22 protein-coding genes are annotated in these 20697 nt (G+C 62.3%); 8 read left to right on the top strand and 14 right to left on the bottom strand.

The features are described 5' to 3' along the window. Position 1: 1 nt before the first annotated feature. The 11 genes from AC6JBC_RS01335 to AC6JBC_RS01285 all read right to left on the bottom strand — a co-directional run bounded on the left by AC6JBC_RS01335 (position 2) and on the right by AC6JBC_RS01285 (position 12603). Positions 2-502, bottom strand: coding sequence for a L,D-transpeptidase family protein (locus AC6JBC_RS01335; protein ID WP_498024961.1), 501 nt, complete (start codon positions 500-502; stop codon positions 2-4). Beyond that, positions 499-1557, bottom strand: a complete 1059-nt coding sequence (gene ribA / locus AC6JBC_RS01330) for a GTP cyclohydrolase II (protein ID WP_498024960.1) — start codon at positions 1555-1557, stop codon at positions 499-501. Before ribA ends, AC6JBC_RS01335 begins: the two co-directional genes overlap by 4 nt. A 13-nt stretch (positions 1558-1570) precedes the next feature. Next, entirely contained in the window at positions 1571-2368 is a 798-nt protein-coding gene (locus AC6JBC_RS01325; protein WP_498024958.1) for an exodeoxyribonuclease III, read from the bottom strand. A gap of 268 nt (positions 2369-2636) precedes the next feature. After that, positions 2637-3275, bottom strand: a complete 639-nt coding sequence (locus AC6JBC_RS01320) for a LolA family protein (protein ID WP_498024956.1) — start codon at positions 3273-3275, stop codon at positions 2637-2639. Positions 3276-3541: 266 nt separating this feature from the next. Further along, complete coding sequence (locus AC6JBC_RS01315) at positions 3542-5869, bottom strand: FtsK/SpoIIIE family DNA translocase (RefSeq protein ID WP_498024955.1); 2328 nt, start codon at positions 5867-5869, stop codon at positions 3542-3544. 143 nt (positions 5870-6012) lie between these two features. After that, positions 6013-6936 carry a DMT family transporter gene (locus AC6JBC_RS01310; RefSeq protein ID WP_498024954.1) on the bottom strand — a complete coding sequence of 308 codons (924 nt, stop codon included), beginning with the start codon at positions 6934-6936 and terminating at the stop codon, positions 6013-6015. Between the two features lie 182 nt (positions 6937-7118). Next, positions 7119-8279, bottom strand: coding sequence for a flavodoxin-dependent (E)-4-hydroxy-3-methylbut-2-enyl-diphosphate synthase (gene ispG, locus AC6JBC_RS01305; protein ID WP_498024953.1), 1161 nt, complete (start codon positions 8277-8279; stop codon positions 7119-7121). A gap of 51 nt (positions 8280-8330) precedes the next feature. Next, positions 8331-9638, bottom strand: coding sequence for an OmpP1/FadL family transporter (locus tag AC6JBC_RS01300; RefSeq protein WP_498024952.1), 1308 nt, complete (start codon positions 9636-9638; stop codon positions 8331-8333). A 323-nt stretch (positions 9639-9961) separates the two neighbouring features. After that, the gene (pgmG, locus tag AC6JBC_RS01295) at positions 9962-11332 is read right to left on the bottom strand and encodes a phosphoglucomutase/phosphomannomutase PgmG (protein WP_498024951.1); all 1371 of its coding nucleotides are present in this window, start codon (positions 11330-11332) and stop codon (positions 9962-9964) included. An 18-nt stretch (positions 11333-11350) separates the two neighbouring features. Beyond that, positions 11351-11794, bottom strand: a complete 444-nt coding sequence (locus AC6JBC_RS01290) for a DnaJ domain-containing protein (protein WP_498024950.1) — start codon at positions 11792-11794, stop codon at positions 11351-11353. Next, positions 11794-12603: a division plane positioning ATPase MipZ gene (locus tag AC6JBC_RS01285; protein ID WP_498024949.1), complete on the bottom strand. Its 810-nt coding sequence runs from the start codon at positions 12601-12603 to the stop codon at positions 11794-11796. The genes AC6JBC_RS01290 and AC6JBC_RS01285 overlap by 1 nt, the downstream gene beginning before the upstream one ends. Before the next feature lie 102 nt (positions 12604-12705). Here AC6JBC_RS01285 and panC point away from each other — a divergent pair, with 102 nt between their 5' ends. Next, on the top strand, positions 12706-13551 hold the full coding sequence (panC, locus tag AC6JBC_RS01280) for a pantoate--beta-alanine ligase (protein ID WP_498024947.1): 846 nt from the start codon (positions 12706-12708) through the stop codon (positions 13549-13551). Positions 13552-13576: 25 nt separating this feature from the next. On the opposite strand, the gene AC6JBC_RS01275 is transcribed toward panC, so the two are convergent. From AC6JBC_RS01275 to hemE, 3 genes are all read right to left on the bottom strand, one after another. After that, positions 13577-13702 (bottom strand): hypothetical protein, encoded by a 126-nt coding sequence (locus tag AC6JBC_RS01275; protein ID WP_498024946.1) that lies wholly within the window; start codon positions 13700-13702, stop codon positions 13577-13579. Positions 13703-14053: 351 nt separating this feature from the next. Further along, positions 14054-14494 carry a CopD family protein gene (locus AC6JBC_RS01270; protein WP_460987066.1) on the bottom strand — a complete coding sequence of 147 codons (441 nt, stop codon included), beginning with the start codon at positions 14492-14494 and terminating at the stop codon, positions 14054-14056. Further along, complete coding sequence (gene hemE, locus AC6JBC_RS01265; protein ID WP_498024944.1) at positions 14494-15555, bottom strand: uroporphyrinogen decarboxylase; 1062 nt, start codon at positions 15553-15555, stop codon at positions 14494-14496. The genes AC6JBC_RS01270 and hemE overlap by 1 nt, the downstream gene beginning before the upstream one ends. A gap of 288 nt (positions 15556-15843) precedes the next feature. On the opposite strand from hemE, the gene AC6JBC_RS01260 reads away from it, so the two are divergent. The 7 genes from AC6JBC_RS01260 to AC6JBC_RS01230 all read left to right on the top strand — a co-directional run bounded on the left by AC6JBC_RS01260 (position 15844) and on the right by AC6JBC_RS01230 (position 20697). Beyond that, on the top strand, positions 15844-16671 hold the full coding sequence (locus tag AC6JBC_RS01260) for a pyruvate, water dikinase regulatory protein (protein WP_196224922.1): 828 nt from the start codon (positions 15844-15846) through the stop codon (positions 16669-16671). Further along, positions 16668-17261: a Maf family protein gene (locus AC6JBC_RS01255; RefSeq protein ID WP_498024943.1), complete on the top strand. Its 594-nt coding sequence runs from the start codon at positions 16668-16670 to the stop codon at positions 17259-17261. The genes AC6JBC_RS01260 and AC6JBC_RS01255 overlap by 4 nt, the downstream gene beginning before the upstream one ends. Then, the gene (gene aroE / locus AC6JBC_RS01250) at positions 17258-18079 is read left to right on the top strand and encodes a shikimate dehydrogenase (protein ID WP_498024942.1); all 822 of its coding nucleotides are present in this window, start codon (positions 17258-17260) and stop codon (positions 18077-18079) included. Before AC6JBC_RS01255 ends, aroE begins: the two co-directional genes overlap by 4 nt. 5 nt (positions 18080-18084) lie before the next feature. Beyond that, positions 18085-18678 (top strand): dephospho-CoA kinase, encoded by a 594-nt coding sequence (coaE, locus tag AC6JBC_RS01245; RefSeq protein WP_498024940.1) that lies wholly within the window; start codon positions 18085-18087, stop codon positions 18676-18678. A gap of 34 nt (positions 18679-18712) precedes the next feature. After that, on the top strand, positions 18713-19405 hold the full coding sequence (gene dnaQ / locus AC6JBC_RS01240; protein WP_498024939.1) for a DNA polymerase III subunit epsilon: 693 nt from the start codon (positions 18713-18715) through the stop codon (positions 19403-19405). Between the two features lie 80 nt (positions 19406-19485). After that, positions 19486-20091, top strand: coding sequence for a ribosome hibernation-promoting factor, HPF/YfiA family (gene hpf / locus AC6JBC_RS01235; RefSeq protein WP_449474533.1), 606 nt, complete (start codon positions 19486-19488; stop codon positions 20089-20091). 138 nt (positions 20092-20229) lie between these two features. After that, the gene (locus tag AC6JBC_RS01230) at positions 20230-20697 is read left to right on the top strand and encodes a PTS sugar transporter subunit IIA (RefSeq protein WP_498024938.1); all 468 of its coding nucleotides are present in this window, start codon (positions 20230-20232) and stop codon (positions 20695-20697) included.

Genomic DNA, 20697 nt, shown 5'->3' with positions numbered 1-20697 from the left:
CCTAAACTATCTCCACAACGTCGCCGGGAGCCAGCAGCGGCAGCAGTTTCAACATGTCGCCACGGTCGATAGCAATACAGCCCGCCGTAGGACGCCCTTCGGACAGGTGAAGAAAGATCGCGCTGCCCTGACCCGGCACCGGCGGCGCATCATTATGTCCCAGCACGACGATCACATCATAGGCATCATCGCCGCGCAGGAGCGATTCCGCCGAAAAGCGGCATGGAAGATGCACCGGCCGGTTGTAGGCGGGATCGGCAGGGTCGTCGGACCAGCCATCACCCTCTCTCACCCAGCGCCATGGGAGCCGGATCGCGCTAGGTTCCGCCTTTCCGAGCCGCAGCAGAACGCCCCGCAGCGGCCAGGCCCCTAGCGGCGTGCAGCCATCCCCCTCCCGCTTATCGGCCGCCGCGCACACGCCGCCACGGCCGAGCGTGCATGACATGACCAATGTGCCGAACCGCAACCGCCCGGCGGTGCTGTCCACATAGATCGTGGTCACAGCTGATGCCCGGTACGATCGCGTTTGGTCGCCAGATATTGTTCATTGTGCGGGTTGGCGGGCAGGATGATGGGCAGGCGTTCGGCCACCTTGATGCCCGCGCCTTCCAGCCCCTCCACCTTCTTGGGATTGTTCGTGAGCAGCCGCACCTCTTCGATGCCCAGCAGCTTCAGCATACGCGCCGCGACCGAGAAATCGCGCGCGTCGATGGCGAAACCCAAGCGGACATTGGCATCGACGGTATCGAAACCCTGATCCTGCAAGGCATAGGCCCGCAATTTGTTGATAAGCCCAATCCCCCGGCCTTCCTGCCGAAGATAAAGCAGGACGCCCCAGCGGGAATCGGCGATCCGGTGCAGCGCCTCATGCAATTGAGGCCCGCAATCGCATTTGAGGCTGCCCAGCACATCCCCCGTCAGGCATTCGCTGTGCAACCTGATGATCGGCGGCGAGGAGTCCCGCGTCCCGACGATCAGGGCGACATGCTCTCGTGGCTCGTCCGGACTGCGAAAGGCAATGATCTCGGCGGTCTCGCAGGCTGACACCGGCAGCCGCGCGCGCGTCGCTATGGCAAGATGAGCGGCGTCATCATAAGCGTCGATGTCATCGGCACTGACTTCGGCCTCCGTCTCTCCTTCCAGTCCCAAAAAGAAGGCAGGCAGGATACCCGCCAGCCGGGCGAGCTTGAGCGTGGCCTTAGCCGCCAGCGGCGCGGCAAGGCGTTTGGCCGCAAACGGTCCCTTCAAAGGTGATGAGAGGTCGAGTACCGGGTCAGCGATCGCGGTAGCAACATCGCCATCGATCCACGGCGCGCGGGCGATCAGCACGGGCATGTCGGGATCAGCCGCTGCCAGTTGGTTGGCGAGCTTCAATGTCTCACCCCGGGCAGCGGCGATCAGTATGTCGGCTTTACCCGCAGGATCGAAAGTCTTCAGCGTCACCGCATCCGCGCCCTCGACCGCCATGACGCGTATTGCGCCGTCGGTCGCACGAACGGTAACCGCCCAACCACGGCGCAGAGCGTCAATCGCGCGGGCGGCGGCGCGCCCGTTCATGGCAGACAGTCCATCAGAAGGCGAACTCCGTGATGATCGGGACATGATCCGATGGCTTGGTCCAGCTGCGCGCCGGTTCGACAACACGATGCCCAATCGCCTTTGCCGCTACATCCTGCGTCATCCACATATGATCCAGCCGCCGCCCACGATCCGATTCCGCCCAATCCCGCGCGCGATAGCTCCACCAGGTATAAAGCCGCTCCGGAGCCGGAAAGAATTGGCGGCCGATATCGATCCAATTGTTCGATTCCTGCAACCGGGCCAGCAGTTCGCATTCGATCGCCGTATGGCTGACGACATTGAGCAGCTGCTTATGGCTCCACACATCGCATTCCATGGGCGCAATGTTGAAATCGCCAGTGAGGATTGTCGGCTTGTCCTCAAGCTGAGACGACCATTGAATCATGCGCTCAATGAAATCGAGCTTCTGACCGAACTTCGGATTGACCGTCCGGTCGGGAATATCGCCTCCGGCAGGGACATAGACATTTTCTATCCGCACGCCATTGTCCAGGCGGACGCCGACATGACGCGCTTCGCCATTGGCCTGCCAATCGAGCCGGTCATCCTCATGAATGGGCACTTTACTCATGATCGCCACGCCATGATGCATGCGCTGGCCATTCAGCACCTGATGAACATAGCCCAGACGCCTGAACATGTCGGTGGGGAATATGTCATTCACCACCTTCGTTTCCTGAAGGCAAAGAAGATCAGGTGCTTCTTCGGTCAGGAAACGTTCGACGATGTCGATCCGGGCGCGGACGCTGTTGATGTTCCAGGATGCGATGCTCAGTGTTTTCGGCATGCTGATCCCCTAAGGGCCTGCGAACGGCTTCGCAAGCTTGGCTCTGCACCGACCTGCCACTGGCAAAGTAAGACCCCCGCTCCGGGGGCATGGAACGGGGGTCTCGATCGCGCCCTTGAAGCGCTTTGCGGCGGGAGCTGCGTTCCGAGTAACAGGGGGGAAATCCCGGACTTCGTCTCGCGCCGTGGAGTTCTTATTAGGGTCCCGGATATGAGCCGAAGATGAACAGGATTCCGCAGTCCGCCATCCATCTCATGCCAGGCCCGCTTCATCCCCCGGCTACGCGACCCTTCGGGCGCGGGTCTGTCCAACGAAAGGCGGAATTCGCAACCGGGACGCCATAACGCTGGTTCGACAAGCGCACGCTAGTGCGGTTATTTTGAGAATCGAGCGCTACCCATCCGTAAAGCTGAAGACCTGCCGGCCCGGCGGAATCCCGTTCAAAGATCATCGTGATAGTGCCGAATTCGGGCCGCTTGGGATCGCGTGCCTGAACGCTAATCACCTTCGGATCCCCGGTCTGGATCAACTTGCCAAAGCGGGACAGGTCCTTTTTTGGATCGAGCAAGGCGCCCAAAGGCGAGCTGCCGATGGGCCAGCGCTGTACCTGACGGACTTCATAGTCGATCATGGTCAGAGCCTTGCCGTCGCCGACGATCAGCAGCGGTACACCCTTTTGATACTGGAACCGCACCTTGCCGGGCTGCTTGATCGTAAGTTTGCCCGTCAGGGTTTGACCGGCGCGGTCGGTCTGCACGAAATCGGCGGTCATCGTGGTAACGCCGCGAATATAGGCATTTACCCGGTCCATGCCGCCCGGCGACTGCTGCGCGGCAACGGGCGCGGCTGGAACGAACAACGGCGCGGCGGCCAGGACCAGGGCGAGTGGCGCAAACAAGCGCTTCATGCATTCTTCTCCGCTTTGTTGAGAGGTCAAGGAGTAGCGATCAGGCGTTGAACCCATTGTGAACTGATGCGTTCCTGATCTCCGAGCCCTGCATGGGTCGCTTTGCAGCCGTGGGGTAGCTCGCCCCGCGAACAAAAAAAAGGCTGGTCCGAAGACCAGCCGGAAAGTTTTAGGAGAGGATGCCTGAAAGGCCCGCTCTTATTGAACGGCGCTGATCCTTTTCGCAAATGCATAGACGGCCAGATCGATTGCGTTTGACGCAACCGTCATAGCGGATTGCCATTTTCGTCGCGCAATACCTCACGTCGGCCGACATGGTTCGGAGGGCCGACCAGCCCTTCTTCTTCCATCCGCTCAATAAGGCGCGCAGCCGAATTATAGCCGACGCGGAGCTGACGCTGCAGCCAGCTGGTCGAAGCCTTCTGATTTTCAAACACCAGCTGACATGCCTTGCGGAACAGCTGCGCGTCGGGGCTGTCATCGCCCAGATCCACGCCGTCTAGCGCGAAGCTGCCTTCTTCCGGTTCTTCGGTCACGGCCGAGATATAGTCCGGCTGCCCTTGCGCGCGCCAATGGTCGGCGACCACGCGCACCTCGTCGTCGGACACGAAGGGGCCATGAACGCGCATCAGGCCCTTGCCGCCGTGCATGTAGAGCATATCGCCCTTGCCCAGCAGCTGTTCGGCGCCTTGTTCGCCCAGGATCGTGCGGCTGTCGATCTTCGACGTGACGAAGAAGCTGATCCGGGTCGGAAGGTTCGCCTTGATGACGCCGGTGATCACATCAACGGAGGGGCGCTGCGTCGCGAGGATCAGGTGGATGCCCGCCGCGCGCGCCTTTTGCGCCAGGCGCTGGATCAGGAACTCGACTTCCTTGCCTGCCGTCATCATGAGGTCGGCGAGTTCGTCGACCACCACCACGATCTGCGGCAGCGGCTGGAAGTCGAGCTGTTCTTCCTCATAAATCGGCTTGCCGGTTTCCGGGTCATAGCCTGTCTGCACCCGGCGGCCGAGCGGCTTGCCCTTGGCTTTCGCTGCCCGAACCTTCTCATTATAATTGGCGAGGTTCCGGACGGAGATGGAAGCCATCATGCGATAGCGGTCCTCCATCTGCTCCACCGCCCATTTGAGGGCGCGGATCGCCTTCGCAGGCTCGGTGACGACCGGGGACAGCAGATGCGGGATGTCATCATAGGTCGACAGTTCCAGCATCTTGGGATCGATCATGATGAGGCGCAGCTGATCGGGCGTCATGCGGTAGAGCAGCGACAGGATCATAGCATTGAGACCCACCGACTTACCCGATCCGGTGGTGCCCGCGATCAGCAGATGCGGCATGGGGGCCAAGTCGGCGATGATCGGTTCGCCGGAGATATTCTTGCCCAGGATGATTGGCAGCGTCGCTTCTTGGCCGAACTGTTCGGAAGTGATCAGTTCGCGGAACGACACGCCCTCGCGATTGGCGTTGGGGAGTTCGATGCCGATGACCGTCCGACCGGGAATGGTCGCGACGCGAGCGGAAAGGGCCGACATGTTGCGGGCGATGTCGTCGGCCAGAGCAATGACGCGGCTCGCCTTGATACCGGGCGCGGGTTCAAGCTCGTACATGGTGACAACCGGGCCGGGGCGAACTTCGACGATGTTGCCCTTCACATGGAAGTCGTCGAGCACGGATTCGAGCAGGCGGGCATTGCGTTCGAGCGCTGCCTTGTCGATCTTCTGCGCCTGACTAGCCGGGATCGGATTGAGCAGGTCGGGCGAGGGCAGCGAGCTGTGGCCGAACAGGTCATCCTGCGACACCGGCGCCATTTGCCGCTGGGCGGGCGCGGGTTTCGGAGTCTGGATGGTGATCGGCGGCTTCGGCTCGTTCGACACGGCGCGGCGGGGAGCGATGACGCGATTCCCAACATCATCTTCATCTTCGTCCACATCGGCAGAGGCGTTCCCGCCGCCCGCGAAAGCGAGGGCCGGTTTGGGCAGGCTGAGACGCGGCAGGGTTGGACGGCGCAAGGCGAGGATCGGCTTTTCCAGCGCAAGGCTGCGATACCAGGTGAAGAATCCGGCGAGCAGCATCAGCACCACGAGAATGCCGGTGATCCAGCCCTGCGCGGCGGGGGCGGCGGACGTCAGGCTGCGTACGCCGTTGGCGGTCGCGAGGCCGATGAGCCCGCCCCAGCCCGAAGGGAGATCGATGAGCGAGTCAGGCTGGAACATCGCGAGCGCGATGCCGATGAGGATGATGCCGAGGAAGCATTTGCCGAACTGCCCTTTCCAGCCGCTCATGTCCTGATCGCCCCAGAGGCGGCGGGCGGTGATCGCAAGCAGCGGCAGGACGAGCGCGACGGGGACGCCGAGCAGGGTGAAGAGGAAGGCGGAGATCCAGGCGCCGGGCCAGCCCATGATATTCTGGACCTGATTGTCGGCGACGGTCATCATCGACGGGTCGCTCAGGCGGAAGCTGAGCAGCGCGAGCGCCAGGAACAGGGTTGCCAGCATCAGCGCGATCGCGCTGATCAGCGCGCCGCTGCGGATGAGGCTGCGTTTCAGCATTTCGCGCCATTCCGGCGTGCGCTTGGCTCCGCGGCTGACAGCCATGGCTTTTGAATGTCCCCCAAATGTTCCGTTCCGCCACAATGCGCCGAGCGGGGAGTCCGCGTCAAGAGTCCGGCGTTTCGGCTGGTCGTGGGAAAGTCATGAATGAAATGGCGAGAAAAACGCGATTCCCGCCGAAACACGAATCATGTGATTCCTTCATGCATTTGCGCTGGCGGAGATGCGCGCATGGCGACGAGGCATCCGGCGACGATCAGCGCCGCGCCTGCGAGGGTGGTGAGGGTCAGCCGTTCCCCGAAGGCGAGCCAGCCGATGATCGCTGCCCAGATGAAGGCGGTATATTCGACCGGGATGAGATGCTGCGCCTCCGCCCGCGCATAGGCCCAGGCGAAGGCGGCAAGCGAGGTGAAGGCGAAGGCCGCGCAGGCGACGATCAGAAGCGCGGATTCGGGTCTGGGGAGACCGAGGCGCAGCGGCACCAGGGTCGGCGCTGCCCATGCGGCGGCCGCGCACAGGCCAAAGAGGATGAGCATGACGCAGTGCTGGAAGAAGGCAACCTCGACGGGAGAGGCAAGCTGCGCCTGCTGGCGCTGGATGATGAGGTTCCAGGCGAAGAGAACCGCCGAAATCAACACGGCGGCGGCGCCAAGCAGGGCGTCCCAATTATAGCTGTCCTGCATTCGGCCCGACAGGATCACCGCGACGCCGACGAGTCCGAGGAGCGAGGCGCTGATAGCGCACTTGCCGATCCGTTCGCCCAGCAGCAGCGCGGCAAGATAAAGGGCGATGAGCGGCGCGATGAAGGACAGGGCTATGGCTTCGGCGAGCGGCATGCGCATCAGCGCGAAGAAGAAAAGGCTGGCCATCAGGGTCACGACACAGCCGCGCAGGACATGCAGGCGCAGAGCCGCCCTGCCCGGCCAGCGATGGCGGCCCGGCAGCATGATGGCAAGGCCGAGCAGCGTTCCCGCGACGGCGCGCCAGAAGAGGGCGTTGAAGAGGCCGATGGAGAGGCTCAACCCCTTCATCGCCGCGTCCATGATGGCGAAGAGCAGGACGGCGGCGCAGCAGACCGCGAAGGGGATGGCGAGGGAGCGGGGTTGGGTCATGGGTTCATGGCGTAGCGGCGGCGGTGGGGGTGCTCGGTTTTTTCGAGCGTGAAGAGAAGAAGGAAAGGGCTTCGACAGGCTCAGCCCGAACGGGGGTGGGGTTGTACGAGGGAAGTTGGTTCGCCCTTTGGAGGAAATGGCAGCTAAGGGAGCGACAGGGCGGCGAAACGCCCTCCCCGCCCCTACTCCGCCGCTTCCGCGCGGCCCGCGTCGGTGGTTTCGGCCTCGATCTTGGCTGCTTCGATCTCCGCCGCCTTGGCTTCGACCAGCCCGACGATATGGTCGATCATGCCTTCGTCCTGGATCGTGTGGTCGGTGAGGCCGGAGAGATAGACCATGTGCTTGCCAGCGCCGCCGCCGGTAAGGCCGATGTCGGTTTCGCGCGCTTCGCCGGGGCCGTTGACGACGCAGCCCAGGACCGAGAGCGACAAAGGCGTGTGGATATGCTGGAGCCGCTCCTCCAGCGCCTGGACGGTGCGGATGACGTCGAAACCCTGACGCGCGCAGCTGGGGCAGGAGATGACCTTGACGCCGCGCGTGCGGATGCCGAGGGATTTGAGGATCTCATAGCCGACGCGCACTTCCTCCTCCGGTTCGGCGGAGAGGGAGACGCGGATGGTGTCACCGATCCCGGCCCAGAGGAGGTTGCCGATGCCGATGGCGCTTTTGACTGTGCCGCCGATCAGGCCGCCCGCTTCGGTGATGCCAAGGTGGAGCGGGCAATCGACGGCTTCGGCCAGTTGCATATAGGCGGCGACGGCGAGGAAGACGTCGCTGGCCTTCACCGCGACCTTATATTCGTGGAAGTCCTGATCCTGTAGCAGCTTGATATGATCAAGGGCGCTTTCGACCAGCGCTTCGGGGCAGGGTTCGCCATATTTTTCGAGCAGGTCCTTTTCAAGGGAGCCTGCATTGACGCCGATGCGGATGGCACAGCCATTGGATTTGGCCGCATCGACCACTTCCTTGACGCGCGCTTCCGAGCCGATGTTGCCGGGATTGATGCGCAGGCAAGCGGCGCCTGCATCGGCGGCTTCGAGTGCGCGCTTATAGTGGAAATGGATGTCGGCGACGATCGGCACGCGGGCGGCGCGGACGATCTGCTTCAGCGCGGCGGTCGATTCCTCGTCAGGGCAGGACACGCGGATGATGTCCACGCCCACTTCCTCGCAACGGCGAATCTGGTCGATCGTCGCCTTGACATCAAAGGTCGGCGTGTTGGTCATCGTCTGCACGGTGACGGGCGCGCCGCCGCCGACGGGCACATTGCCCACCATGATCTGGCGGCATGGGCGACGGGCGATGTCGCGCCAGGGACGCAGGCCGGGATTATGGTCGGACATGAACTGGGGGCTCCGTGCTGATGGAGCCCCTATAGTGATTCACGAGCCAAGTTAGAAGCGCGCCGTCACGGATGCGGCGATCTGGTCCGCATTGCCGCTGGTCCGAGACAGGGTGGTGACGGTGGTCGCCGCCGCAGTCCCGGCATAATAGGTTTCGGGGCGGATGATATTCGCCTTTTCCACGAAATTATGCGCGTAGCTGAGGTTTAGGCCGATGGAGGGCGAGACATTGTAGGTCGCCCCGGCCGACAGCCAGGCGCGATCGCCGTCGGGCACCCGCGTCGTCAGATGTTGAGGATTGGTGGGCGAGCGATCGAACATCGTGCCCGCCCGCAGGGTGAGCGCGGGGCTGACGTCATATTCGCCGCCCAGGCTGACGCTGTAGCTATCCTTGTAATCCAGTTCCTTGACCGAGGTGCGGCCAGCCGCCGTGATCGCGATCGATTTGAAGACCGACCAGTTATACCAGCGCGCGCTGATCAGGGCGCGCAGACGAGGCGTGAGCCGATGCATGAACCCGACGGTCACGATATCGGGCAGTTCAAGCGGCGCGGTGAGGGCGCTGCTGCCGTTTGAGGCCGCCAGCAGGCTTTGAAGCCCCGAAATGGTCTGCGTGCCCGTAATGTGATGGCCGATGCCCGAACGATAGGAGACACCCACATTGGTGGCGCCATCGGTGTAGAAGAGACCCGCATTCCAGCCCATGGTCCAGTCCTTACCCTTTGCGCGGGCGAGGCCGTCGGTGGCGATCAACGGGGAAAGCTGCGGCAGGGCGTTAGTCAGCGTGACCTTCACATATTGGGCGTCCACTCCGCCGCCGATGGAGAAATGATCGTCGAGCTTATACGCGGCGGACGCCTGAACATTATAAGCCTTAAGGTCGGTGTGGAGCGATTCATAGCGGCCAAAGAAGCCTGGGTCATAATCCAGCTTCAGGCCGAAGGGCGCATTGACGCCCGCGCCGAGCCACAGCCGGTCGGTGACCTGACCCGTGACATAGAAGCTGGGCACGGGAATGACCTTGTCGAACGGATTGCCGCCCGAATTGCCGGTGATCGGCACAGTGACGCCCGGAAAGCCCGGTACGGTGCGATTGCTGCCCTGGTTCGATTGCTGAGCGGTGGCGAAAAGCGCCACGGCGCCAGCAGACAATTGCACGCCGGGAAGTTCGGTGATCGCGGCAGGATTGAAATAGATGGCCGACGGGTCATCTGCCGCCGCACCGGCACCCGAAAGCGCCCTGCCCGTTTCCTTGGGCGATTGTTCCTGAAGATAGAAGCCGCCGGCGAGCGCGGGCAGGGGAAGTGCCAGAAGGCCAACAGACAAGAAGCTGGTGGCAATGCGGCGGCTTGAAAACATGCAATTCCCCTTTGAAATCCCGTTGCGGCGTCAAGGCACGCAATATCATCCCGCGATATGGCAGCAATATGGTTAATTTCCGGTTCGGGCAGCATGTGCGCCCGGCGAAAAAAAAGCCGCCCCGAAGGACGGCTTGGAAAGTTTTAGGAGAGGATGCCTGAAAGGCCCGTTCCTTTTGCGGGGCGGCGCTTCCTTTCGCAACTGCGAAAGACAAGTATACGGTTGCGTTTATTGCAACTGTCAACAATTGGCAGGATTGCCGTAGCGGAAATGGGGAAGGCGTTGGGTGAAGATTTGGGAAGGATCGGCTGTGGCGCCCCGACTCAAGCGTCGAAGTCGGGCACCGATTCGGATAAGTGGCGGAAAAGATCGGCCCGCAGGCGATCGAGTCCCTGCTGATTCGTCGATTCGATTCTGGCCACCAACTCCGCTTGCGTGTTGGATGCGCGCAATAGCCACCAGCCGTCTTCGGTCGTGACCCGGGCGCCGTCGATGGCGTTGACGTTCGCACCTTCTGCCCGCAAGTGCGAAACTATCTCTGCGACGATCGCGAATTTTTGGTCTTCATCTACCGGAAACCGCAATTCAGGCGTGTTTACCAGCAGCGGCAGCGCGTCATAAAGGGCGGTCACGCTCTTGCCGAGGCGGCTCACCAGCCGGATCAGGCGCACGGCAGCGTAAAGCCCATCGTCAAAGCCGTAATAATCGTCGGCGAAGAAGATATGGCCGGTCATTTCGCCGCCTAATGGGCTGCCGATTTCCTTCATCTTCGATTTGATGAGGCTGTGGCCGGTTTTCCACATCAGCGGCGTGCCGCCCAGTGCCGTCACACGATCGAACAGGGCCTGGCTGGATTTCACATCGGCGACGATGGTGGCGCCGGGCCGGTCGATCAGCACCGGTTCGACGAACAGGGAAAGCAGCTGATCTCCCCAGATGGTGCGCCCCTGCCCATCGACCACGCCGATCCGGTCACCATCCCCGTCGAAAGCCAGTCCGAAATGGAGGTTGTTGGCAAGGACAAGGGCGCGCAGGTCATGCAGATTTGCCTCGATTGTCGGGTCGGGGTGATGATGGGGAAAATTGCCGTCTATTTCGGTGAAAAGCGTGTGATGCTCACCCGGGAGCAGCTGGACGAGCTTGTCCACGACAGGACCCGCCGCGCCATTGCCCGCATCCCAGCCGATGCGGCAGGGGGCACCGTCGAACCCTTCCATCACGCGGGCGACATAACGGTCCATGATGTCGATGGTGGAGCGGCTGCCCCTGCCCTGTTCCCAATCGCCCGCAGTGGCGATGGCGCCCAGACCGGCGATGTCGGCGCCAAAAAAGGCTTCATGCGCAAGTACCAGCTTGAAGCCATTGTGATCGGCGGGATTATGGCTGCCGGTTATCTGGATGCCGCCATCAACATCGAGCGTCGCTTCGGCATAATAGAGCATTGGCGTGGGGCCAATGCCGATGCACAGCGCGTCAATGCCGCTGTCGGCAAGGCCATCGACCACGGCCGATTCCAGCATCGGTGAACTGAGGCGGCCATCATAGCCGACCGCGACCGATGATCCGCCTTTGCGCCTGACGATCGTGCCGAAACTGCGGCCAAGGGCGTAGGCGTCTTCCTCTCCCAGGGTTTTTCCGACGATGCCGCGCATGTCATATTCGCGCAGCAGCGAGGGATGGAAGCGGTGGGACATGGACTCTGTTCTACAGCCTTAGCGGCGGCGTGCGGTCTCTTTTTTCTCGGGCTCGGCGAGTAGCAGGTCGCGGGCTGCGTTGATTTCCGCCGCCAGCGCTTCGGTGCCGCCGCGATCGGGATGGACCGAGGCGATGAGTCGCCGGTGGGCTGAGCGGATCATGGTCTCATCGGCGTCTTCGGGCACGCCGAGCAGGGCGCGCGCTCTTGTTATGCTGGGGGCTTCGGGGGCTGTTTTGGGAGCGGCGGATCGCCTTTTCTTCTGCTGCGATTGGGACAGGAAGAAGAGTGCCGCACCCAAGAGCAGGGGCGCTCCAGCTAACGGTTTGCCCTTGGCCGCCATGACGGCACCTACCAGCGCTCCGCCTAGCGCCATGCCATCCTTCATACTCATGCGCTGTAGTCGTCCCGTCCAGATGAGCCAGGCGGCAAGCCCGAGAAGAAGAAAGGCGAACAGGCCCATCAGGCCGCGCCGAAAAGATCGACCGGCGAATTTTCCTCACGGGCGGGGAGGGCGAGGCCGGACACCATCTCACGCAGTTCCTGGCGCGCGGCGATGTGGCTGACGCCAAGGTCGCCCAGATGGCCCTTGTCGAGCAGGGTGAGGCCGGAGGGGAAGAGTTCGCGGAAGATGACGCGTTCGGACAGGCCCGGAATCACGCGGAAACCGACGCGGCGGGACAGTTCCATCAGGGCATCGCCGACGCGCTTCTTGTTGCGGGCGTCATGATGCTGGACGCGGTTGCGCAGGACAACCCAGTCGATCGAGACGCCATCCGCCTTGGCGCGGGTCTTGCGCGCTTCGAAGATGAGTTCGGAATAGAAGGACAGGCGGCGGACCTTGAAGGTTTCCGCATCCACCTGGCCGATGAGGTCGAAATCGACGAAGCTGTCGTTCATCGGCGTCACCAGCGTGTTGGCGCGGGCGGCCATGTGGCGGGCGAAGGCATCGTCGCGGCCGGGGGTGTCGACGACCAGGAAATCCTTGCCCTCGGCCACGGCGGCGGATTCTTCCTCCAGCGCTTCGATCGTGTCGCCCTTCAGCACCGCGAAGTCAGGCGCGGGCAGGTCGATGTTGCGGCGGCGGGCCGTTTCCGCGCGATTTTCCATGTAGCGCGTGACGGTGCGCTGGCGCGGATCGAGGTCGATCATGCCGACCTTGTAGCCGAGCGCGGTCAAGGCGATCGCGGTGTGCACGGCGGTGGTTGATTTGCCGGTCCCGCCCTTTTCATTGGCGAAGACGATATGATGCGTTTGGGTGTTCGGACCCATGATAACCCCGTTTATTGCCGCAGCGATTCTTGACCCTATTGTGGGCCTGTGTCTTTAGCAGGATAGTCCCCGTGACCCTGCCATATCGGAGCCCCTCGTCCCGTGCAAACCCTGCGTGACCTTCCTTCCCTGCGATCCGCCATCGATACGATGAAAAGCGATGGGCGACCTGTCGCGCTGGTGCCGACGATGGGCGCACTGCATGAGGGGCATATGGCGCTGGTCGAGGAAGCGCGGCGGCATGCCGGGCATGTCGTGGTGTCGATCTTCGTCAATCCACGGCAGTTTGGCGCCAATGAAGATCTGGACGCTTATCCGCGGCGAGAGGCCAAGGACGCGCAGATGTGCCAGGCGGCGGGAGTCGATGCGCTGTGGGCGCCGACGGCCGAGGTCATGTATCCGGCGGGTTATGCCACCAATATCTCGGTTTCGGGCGTGACCGAGGGCCTAGATGGCGCAGCGCGGCCGGGGCATTTCGATGGGGTGGCGACGGTCGTTACCAAGCTGTTCAACCAGGTGCAGCCCGATGTCGCGTTGTTCGGGGAGAAGGATTATCAGCAGCTCGCGACGATCCGGCAGATGGTGCGCGACCTTGATATGCGGGTCGAGATCATCGGCGTGCCGACGCAGCGCGCGGAGGATGGCCTCGCCCTGTCATCGCGCAACGCCTATCTGACCGAGGATGAGCGCAAGGATGCGCTCGCCCTGCCCCGCGCGCTGGGTGAAGCGGCGCGGCAGATGGAGAAGGGCGCGAGCGTGGAGGCTGCGATTGCCAAGGCGATCACGATGCTGGCCGCGCATGGCTTTGACCCCATTGATTATGTGACGCTGTGCGATGCGGTGACGCTGGAGCCGATGAATTTGCTGGATCGTCCGGGTCGGTTGCTGGGCGCGGCGAAATTGGGGCGGACGCGGCTGATCGACAATATCGCGGTCGATCCGGCCTGAACTGTAGGGGCGTCCGTCCCCTTCCCTACATGGTCACGGTGAAACTGTTGGCGCCAGAGGCGGCATTTTCCCGTCTGATCTCTTCAAGGCGCTGGCGAATATAGCGGCGACGGCTAAACACGCCAAAAGCTCGCAAAACGAAGCTGGTCACGACCCTCTCTCCTTATTCTTTGGCGAGGGAAATTAACGTCGGCTTTCGTCAGGACAATATGTCGGTAGACATGCGAAATTAGTTAGGTCCGATCGACATTCAGTTCTGGCGGCCTGCAAATGGCGGTTCTCCGCGCTTCCGGTGCTCACGTACTTTGAGTACGCTGCGCTCCGGCTCACGGAAAACCACCATTTTCGGCTCGCCATCTCCTGAATGTCGATCGGCCCTAGATGCGGTGCGCGTTGGACCTGCTTTCAAGAGAAGAGAAGGGCTTCGACAAGCTCAGCCCGAACGGGTGGGGTGATTGCCCGTGATCAGGGCTGCGTTGGGATGACGGCGTTGGGGTTTGTGTCAGAAGGGTTTGACGATCACCGCGACGACGATCACCGCGGCGGCAATGCCCGGGACTTCGTTGATGAGACGGAGCTTCCCCTCCGGCAAGGGGCGCTCACCCCGGGCTAGCTTCTTTGCGTAGCCCGCGATCCAGCCATGATAGGCGGAGAGGCCGAGGACGAAGAGCAGTTTCAGGTGGAACCAGCCGAAATGCCAGGCGCCGATTTCGACCATCAGCATGAGGCCAAAGACCCAGACGAGGATCAGCGAGGGGTTTAGGATGATCTTGAGCAGGCGTCGTTCGCGATCGATCCATTTGCGGTCCTCATCCGATCCCACGGCACATTGGTGGTGATAGACGAAAAAGCGCGGCATCATGAACAATCCGGCCATCAGGAAGATGACGAAGATGACATGGGCGGCCTTCACCCACAGATAGGCGGCACCAAGATAGGGCATCAGCTCTGCTTTCCTTGCCGGACATAGGCGATCAACGCTTCGACATGGGCGATGGGCGTGTCGGGGAGAATGCCATGGCCGAGGTTCAGGATATGCGGACGGCCCGCAAAGGCAGCGCGGATATTGTCGACCGATTGTTCGACCGCCCTGCCCCCGGCGATGAGCGCCAGCGGATCGAGATTGCCCTGTACCGGCAAGCCTTGCGGCAGGACGCGGTTGGCCCAGTGCGGATCGATGGTTTCATCCACGCCGATCGCATCGACGCCGGTGCCCGCTGCATAATCGGCGAGCTTGGCGCCCGCGCCCTTGGGAAAGCCGATGACGGGGATATCGGGATGCAGGCTTTTGAGTTTTTCGACGATGCGCCGGTTGGGTTCGATCACCCAGCGTTCAAACTGAAGCGGCGCGAGGCTGCCTGCCCAGCTGTCGAACAGTTGCACCGCCTCTACCCCTGCCTCGATCTGGCCCGAAAGATAGGTGACGGTAGATTCAATGACCGCGTCGATGATCGCGCCGAAGCGTTCAGGGTCCTGATAGGCAAGACGACGAGCCGCGCCCTGATCCTTGCTCCCTTGCCCGGCCACCATATAGGTCGAGATGGTCCAGGGGCTGCCTGCAAAGCCCAAAAAGGTGACGGACGGGTCCAGCGCCGCCTTCACCTGCCGAACGGTCTCATAGACGGCCTCATAGCGGCTGAGATCAGGCTTGAGCGCCGACAGCTCCGTTTCGCTGAGGATGGGGGCGAGGCGTGGCCCTTCCCCCGTTTCGAACCAGAGATCCTGGCCCATGGCATAGGGCACAATCAGAATGTCGGAAAAGAGGATCGCGCCGTCAAAGCCGAAACGGCGCAGCGGCTGAAGCGTGACTTCGGCGGCGGCCGGGCTGTCATAGACGAGTTCGAGGAATCCGCCCTTTTGAGCCCGCAGCGCCCTATATTCGGGCAGATAGCGGCCCGCCTGGCGCATCAGCCACATGGGCGGCGGGCTAAGGCATTCCCCCTTCAAGACGGAAAGCAGCGGCTTGGAAGGCCCGGCGGAAAGGCCGATATCTGGTCCCGTCATAAACTCTCTTATTTAGATTCTTAAAAGGATGATGGAGATAGTAGGGCAGTTGGTAGCGGGGTTTATGCGCAGCGCCCGGATTTGCCAACAGCTTGACTCTCCAGGCCTACGGATTCGGGACCGAGTCAGTGCGGGTCATCCACGCTATCCACAGACTGTGGATGAAAATGAGGGCCTGTTGAGGGTGTGTGGATAAGATTCCGGCCAATGGGTACTATCCAAAAGGGGTAGTTTTGCCCGCAACCTATCCCTTGCTTTATCCACAGGCTCCCCACAGAGATATGCGTCATGTCGCGTATCCATCTGCATTTGCTGTCTGACTCCACCGGCGAGACGCTGGAAAATATCGCCAAGGCCGCGATCGGCGCGTTCGAAAATGTGGAAGCCGTGCGCCATTTCTGGCCGATGGTGCGGTCGGATGTCCATCTTGACCGGATCATGGAGGAGATTTCCGCCAATCCGGGGTTGGTGCTGTTCACTTTGTCCAATCACCAGTTGCGGCGGAGGCTGGAGACGCGTTGCCGGGCGCTCGGCCTGCCCCATGTCGCGGCGCTGGACAGCGTGACGGACGCGCTGTCCAACATATTGGGGCAGGAAACACGCAACCGGCCGGGGCGCAAGCATATCCTAGACGAAGCCTATTTTGCGCGGATCGAGGCGATCCAGTTCACCATCGCCCATGATGATGGCGTGGGGCATGAAAATTGGGAGGAGGCCGATATCGTTCTGGCGGGCGTGTCGCGCGCGTCGAAGACGCCGACCTCCATCTATCTGGCCAACCGCGGTTACAAGACGGCGAACATCCCACTGGTGGTGCAGTCGCCGCCGCCGCGCAGCCTATATGGGTTGAAGCATCCGATGGTCGTTGGGCTGACCGTCAGTCCTGAGCGGCTGGTGCAGATACGTCGTAACCGGCTGCTGTCTTTGAATCAGGCGCCGGAGACGAGCTATGTCGATCTGGATAAGGTGCAGGAGGAATTGGCTTTTGCCCGGCGGATGTTCGCCGACAATGGCTGGCCGGTGATCGACATGACGCGGCGATCGATCGAGGAAGCGGCGGCGGCGATCATCAATCTATTCAACGACCGCGTATTGGCGGAGGGGAGTGACCTATGATCGTGCTGGCGTCGCAAAGCGCGAGCCGCAGGGCGCTGTTGCAGGCGGCGGGGGTCCCGTTCGAAGCCCTGTCGCCCGGTGTCGATGAAGAGGCGGCGAAGGAAGCGCTGCGGGGCGATGGGCTGGATGCGCGCGCTTTGGCCGATGCGCTGGCGGAATTGAAGGCGTTGCGGGTGTCGCGCCGGGTGCCCGGCGGGTTGATATTGGGTTGCGATCAGACGTTGAGCCTGGATGATGGCAGCATGATCGACAAGGCGGTGGACCGCGCCGATGCAGAGCAAATCTTGCGGTCGTTGTCGGGGCGGGTGCATCATTTGCACAGCGCGGCGGTGATCGCGCTGAACGGCGAGCCGATCTGGCGGTATGTCGAGCGGGTGCGGATGACCGTCCGGCTCCTGTCGGATAGTTTCATAGCTAAGTATCTGGACGAGGAATGGGAGCATTGCCGCTGGTGCGTCGGCAATTACCGGATCGAGGGTCCGGGCGTGCAATTGTTCAGCAAGGTTGAGGGTAGCCAGTTTGCGATTCAGGGGCTGCCGCTGCTGCCATTGCTTGACTTTCTGCGCGTCCGGGGCGTTTTGCCAGCATGACCGACAAGCTCCCCTATGCCGAAGTGATCGGCGATCCGATCGCGCACAGCAAATCGCCGCTGATCCACAATTTCTGGCTCGATTGCCTGGGGATCGAGGCGGAATATCGCAAGACTCATGTGACGGCGGAGGGGCTTTCCGCCTATTTTCTGGAGCGGCGGGCCGATCCCGATTGGCTGGGGTGCAATGTCACCATTCCGCACAAGATCGCGGTGATGGACTATACCGATGATCCGGGCGGTGTTCGGGAGCGGATCGGGGCGATGAATACGATCGCCAGCGAGACCGGCGGGCCGTTGATCGGCACCAATACCGATGCGGGCGGATTCCTCCAGCCGCTGCTGCGCGACAAGTGGACGGGGACAAGCGCCGTACTGGTCGGCGCGGGCGGCGCGGCGCGGGCGATCCTGTTTGCGCTGACGAGTCTGGGGGTGGAGGACATTAGCGTCATGGTGCGCGATGCGGCCAAGGGGCAGGCGTTGCTGGACCGGGCGAAGGTGAAGGGGCGGGTGATCGGCATGGGTGATGCTCTTCCGGCGGCCGATCTGCTGGTCAATACCAGTTCGCTCGGCATGGTGGGGCAGCCGGTGCTTGATCTTGATCTGTCGCCGCTGGCCAGTGGCGCGACGGTTTATGATATTGTCTATGCACCTTTGGAGACTCCGCTGCTGAAGGCCGCCAGAGCGCGTGGGTTGAAAGCGCTGGACGGGCTGGAGATGCTGATCGGGCAGGCGGCGCTGGCGTTCGATATTTTCTTTGACGCGCAGGCGCCGCGCGACCGGGATGATGAATTGCGCGCGTTGCTGCTGGCGGCCTGAAGGCCATGAAGATCTATGGGCTGACCGGATCTATCGGCATGGGGAAATCGGCCGTGGCCGCCATGTTGGGCCAAGAAGGCGTGCCACTGTTCGATGCGGATGCCGAGGTGCATCGGTTGCAGGGACCCGGCGGCAGGTTGCTGCCCGCGATCGAGGCGCGCTTTCCCGGAACGACGGGACCGCAGGGTGTGGATCGGGGGAAGCTGGGCGCGGCGGTGTTTGGGCATCCGCAGGAACTCAAGGCACTGGAGGCGATCGTCCATCCGGCGGTCAAGGAAGAGCGGATGGCTTTCCTGCGCCGTCACCGGTCGCGCGCCTTTGTCGTACTGGACATCCCCTTGCTGTTCGAAGGCCATATGGAGCGGACGCTGGCCGGCGTCATTGTGGTGACGGCGCCCGCATGGAAGCAGCGCAAGCGCGTGCTGGCGCGCAAGGGCATGACGGCGGCGAAATTTCGCCGAATCCTGCACTTGCAGACGCCTGATGCTGAAAAACGGCGGCGGGCGGACTATATCATCCATACAGGCACCACATTTGCCGCCACACAGGCACAGGTGAGGCGCTTGGCGGCTTGCCTTGGATCAAAGACAGGTCGATAAGGAAAAACCCGGCAGAGTCGGTGTGAAGAGGTCCATGCGCGAGATTATTTTCGACACCGAAACGACTGGATTTGACCCTGTATCGGGCGACCGGCTCGTGGAAATCGGTTGCATCGAACTCGTGAACCGGGTGCCTTCCGGCCGCACCTTCCATGCTTATTATAATCCCCAGCGGGCGATGCCCGCCGCGGCCCAAGCGATTCATGGGCTATCGGACATATTCCTGAAGGACAAGCCGCTCTTCGCTCATGGAGTCGAGGACCTGCTGGCGTTTCTGGAGGACAGCCCTCTGGTGGCGCACAACGCGCGGTTCGACTTTGGCTTCCTCAACCATGAGCTGAAACTGTGCGGCCTGCCGGAAGTCGGCATGCACCGGATGATCGATACGGTCGCGATCGCGCGGCAGATGCATCCGGGGGCGAAGCACAGCCTGGATGCGCTCTGCACACGCTATGGCATCGATCGCAGCCATCGCATCAAGCATGGTGCTTTGCTGGACGCTGAACTTCTGGCGCAACTGTATATCGAGCTGAAGGGAGGCCGTCAGATCGGCCTCGGTCTTGCACAGGAGGAGGATAAAGACGCCATTCGGGTGGAACTTGCGAGCGGTATCGCGGTTCGCCCTGTTCGTCCCGCGCGGGTTTTCATGGCCAGCGCGATGGAACTGGAGAGGCATGCAGCGTTTGTCGCGACGCTGGAAAAGCCGCTCTGGCTGGAGGAGGCTTGAAGGCTGGCTGACATACTGCCCTTCACGCTTCGCCCACCCGGACTGCCTCCTGCAGCCCGGCAAGAACAAGGAGAAGGCATATGGATATTCGTGTTTCCGGGCATCAGGTCGATACGGGCGACGCTCTTAAGGAGCATGTTGCGACCCGGTTGGAGGCCATGGCCGAGAAATATTTTTCGCGCACGATTTCCGCTCATGTCACGTTCCGGCCCGCGCCGCACGGCGCCTTCCATTGCGATATCGTCTGCCATGTGATGACCGGCCTTATCCTGAAAGGGTCCGGTGAAGCGCAGGAAGCGCATCCGGCGTTCGACCAGGCCGCGGAAAAGATCGAACGGCAGCTGCGGCGGTACATGCGCCGCCTGAAGGACCGCCACCCCCAAGCCATTGCGGCAGAGGCTCAGCGGGCCAATGGATATGAGCTGAACGGCATGGACGGCGCGGGTTATACCATCTTTGCTTCGTCGCCGGAGGAGGAGGAACCGGCCGACGCGCCGTTGATCGTGGCGGAGACGCGGGTCGATATTCCTGAAGCCAGCGTGTCTGACGCCGTGATGATGCTGGACCTGCGCAACACCAATGCGCTGCTGTTCCTGAATGCCGGAACGGCCGCCTATAACATGGTCTATCGCCGCCATGACGGGACGATCGGATGGGTGGAACCGCGGTTGGAAGCGCGCGCCTGACAGGTGCCTGACACTGGGGTCCGGCCCCGGGCTGCCATTGACCCAGAGCGGCAGGCAGCCTATGGGGCCGGGCTTTATATCCCCGGACAAGCGCGGTTTTTAAGGGGCAGCGCGCATGCCGGCTGTTCCAGGTTGGTCATGGTTCATTTCAACGACATCGTCGCGCCGCATGCACTTGCAACAGACATTTCGGCGAATGGCAAGAAGCCGCTGTTCCAGAAAATCGCGCTACTGGCTGCGTCCGCCTATGGTCTGGACGCGAACGCTGTATCGGAAGCGCTGTTTGAGCGCGAGCGACTGGGATCGACCGGCTTCGGCGGCGGAGTCGCCATCCCGCATGCAAAGATTCCCGGTCTGGACCGGATGAGGGGCGTTGTCGTCCTGCTCAATCCCCCGCTTGCCTTCGACGCGGTCGATGAAGCGCCGGTCGACATCGCCTTCGCCCTGCTGTCGCCGGTCGATAGCGGCGCGGAACATCTGAAGACGCTCGCCCGCGTGTCGCGCTATCTGCGTGATGAGGGGCATGTCGCCCGGCTGCGCGGAGCGAAGTCGGCCGAGGCGCTGCACGCGCTGCTGGCCGGTGGCGAAGCGCGTGACGCCGCCTGA

The organism is Sphingobium sp. RC1, from assembly GCF_059738765.1.
Note: the sequence above shows the minus strand (reverse complement) of the source record. Positions and strands in the feature narration are given on the sequence as shown.

Excerpts from the sequence above, each read along its gene's own strand:
- AC6JBC_RS01260 (WP_196224922.1), top strand. The coding sequence starts at position 15,844 with ATGTCGCGTATCCATCTGCATTTGCTGTCTGACTCCACCGGCGAGACG.
- ispG (WP_498024953.1), bottom strand. The coding sequence starts at position 8,279 with ATGTCCGACCATAATCCCGGCCTGCGTCCCTGGCGCGACATCGCCCGT.
- pgmG (WP_498024951.1), bottom strand. The coding sequence starts at position 11,332 with ATGTCCCACCGCTTCCATCCCTCGCTGCTGCGCGAATATGACATGCGC.
- AC6JBC_RS01270 (WP_460987066.1), bottom strand. The coding sequence starts at position 14,494 with ATGCCCTATCTTGGTGCCGCCTATCTGTGGGTGAAGGCCGCCCATGTC.
- dnaQ (WP_498024939.1), top strand. The coding sequence starts at position 18,713 with ATGCGCGAGATTATTTTCGACACCGAAACGACTGGATTTGACCCTGTA.
- AC6JBC_RS01230 (WP_498024938.1), top strand. The coding sequence starts at position 20,230 with ATGGTTCATTTCAACGACATCGTCGCGCCGCATGCACTTGCAACAGAC.
- hpf (WP_449474533.1), top strand. The coding sequence starts at position 19,486 with ATGGATATTCGTGTTTCCGGGCATCAGGTCGATACGGGCGACGCTCTT.
- AC6JBC_RS01310 (WP_498024954.1), bottom strand. The coding sequence starts at position 6,936 with ATGACCCAACCCCGCTCCCTCGCCATCCCCTTCGCGGTCTGCTGCGCC.
- AC6JBC_RS01325 (WP_498024958.1), bottom strand. The coding sequence starts at position 2,368 with ATGCCGAAAACACTGAGCATCGCATCCTGGAACATCAACAGCGTCCGC.
- ribA (WP_498024960.1), bottom strand. The coding sequence starts at position 1,557 with ATGAACGGGCGCGCCGCCGCCCGCGCGATTGACGCTCTGCGCCGTGGT.
- AC6JBC_RS01300 (WP_498024952.1), bottom strand. The coding sequence starts at position 9,638 with ATGTTTTCAAGCCGCCGCATTGCCACCAGCTTCTTGTCTGTTGGCCTT.
- aroE (WP_498024942.1), top strand. The coding sequence starts at position 17,258 with ATGACCGACAAGCTCCCCTATGCCGAAGTGATCGGCGATCCGATCGCG.
- AC6JBC_RS01315 (WP_498024955.1), bottom strand. The coding sequence starts at position 5,869 with ATGGCTGTCAGCCGCGGAGCCAAGCGCACGCCGGAATGGCGCGAAATG.
- coaE (WP_498024940.1), top strand. The coding sequence starts at position 18,085 with ATGAAGATCTATGGGCTGACCGGATCTATCGGCATGGGGAAATCGGCC.
- AC6JBC_RS01320 (WP_498024956.1), bottom strand. The coding sequence starts at position 3,275 with ATGAAGCGCTTGTTTGCGCCACTCGCCCTGGTCCTGGCCGCCGCGCCG.
- hemE (WP_498024944.1), bottom strand. The coding sequence starts at position 15,555 with ATGACGGGACCAGATATCGGCCTTTCCGCCGGGCCTTCCAAGCCGCTG.
- AC6JBC_RS01285 (WP_498024949.1), bottom strand. The coding sequence starts at position 12,603 with ATGGGTCCGAACACCCAAACGCATCATATCGTCTTCGCCAATGAAAAG.
- AC6JBC_RS01255 (WP_498024943.1), top strand. The coding sequence starts at position 16,668 with ATGATCGTGCTGGCGTCGCAAAGCGCGAGCCGCAGGGCGCTGTTGCAG.
- AC6JBC_RS01290 (WP_498024950.1), bottom strand. The coding sequence starts at position 11,794 with ATGGGCCTGTTCGCCTTTCTTCTTCTCGGGCTTGCCGCCTGGCTCATC.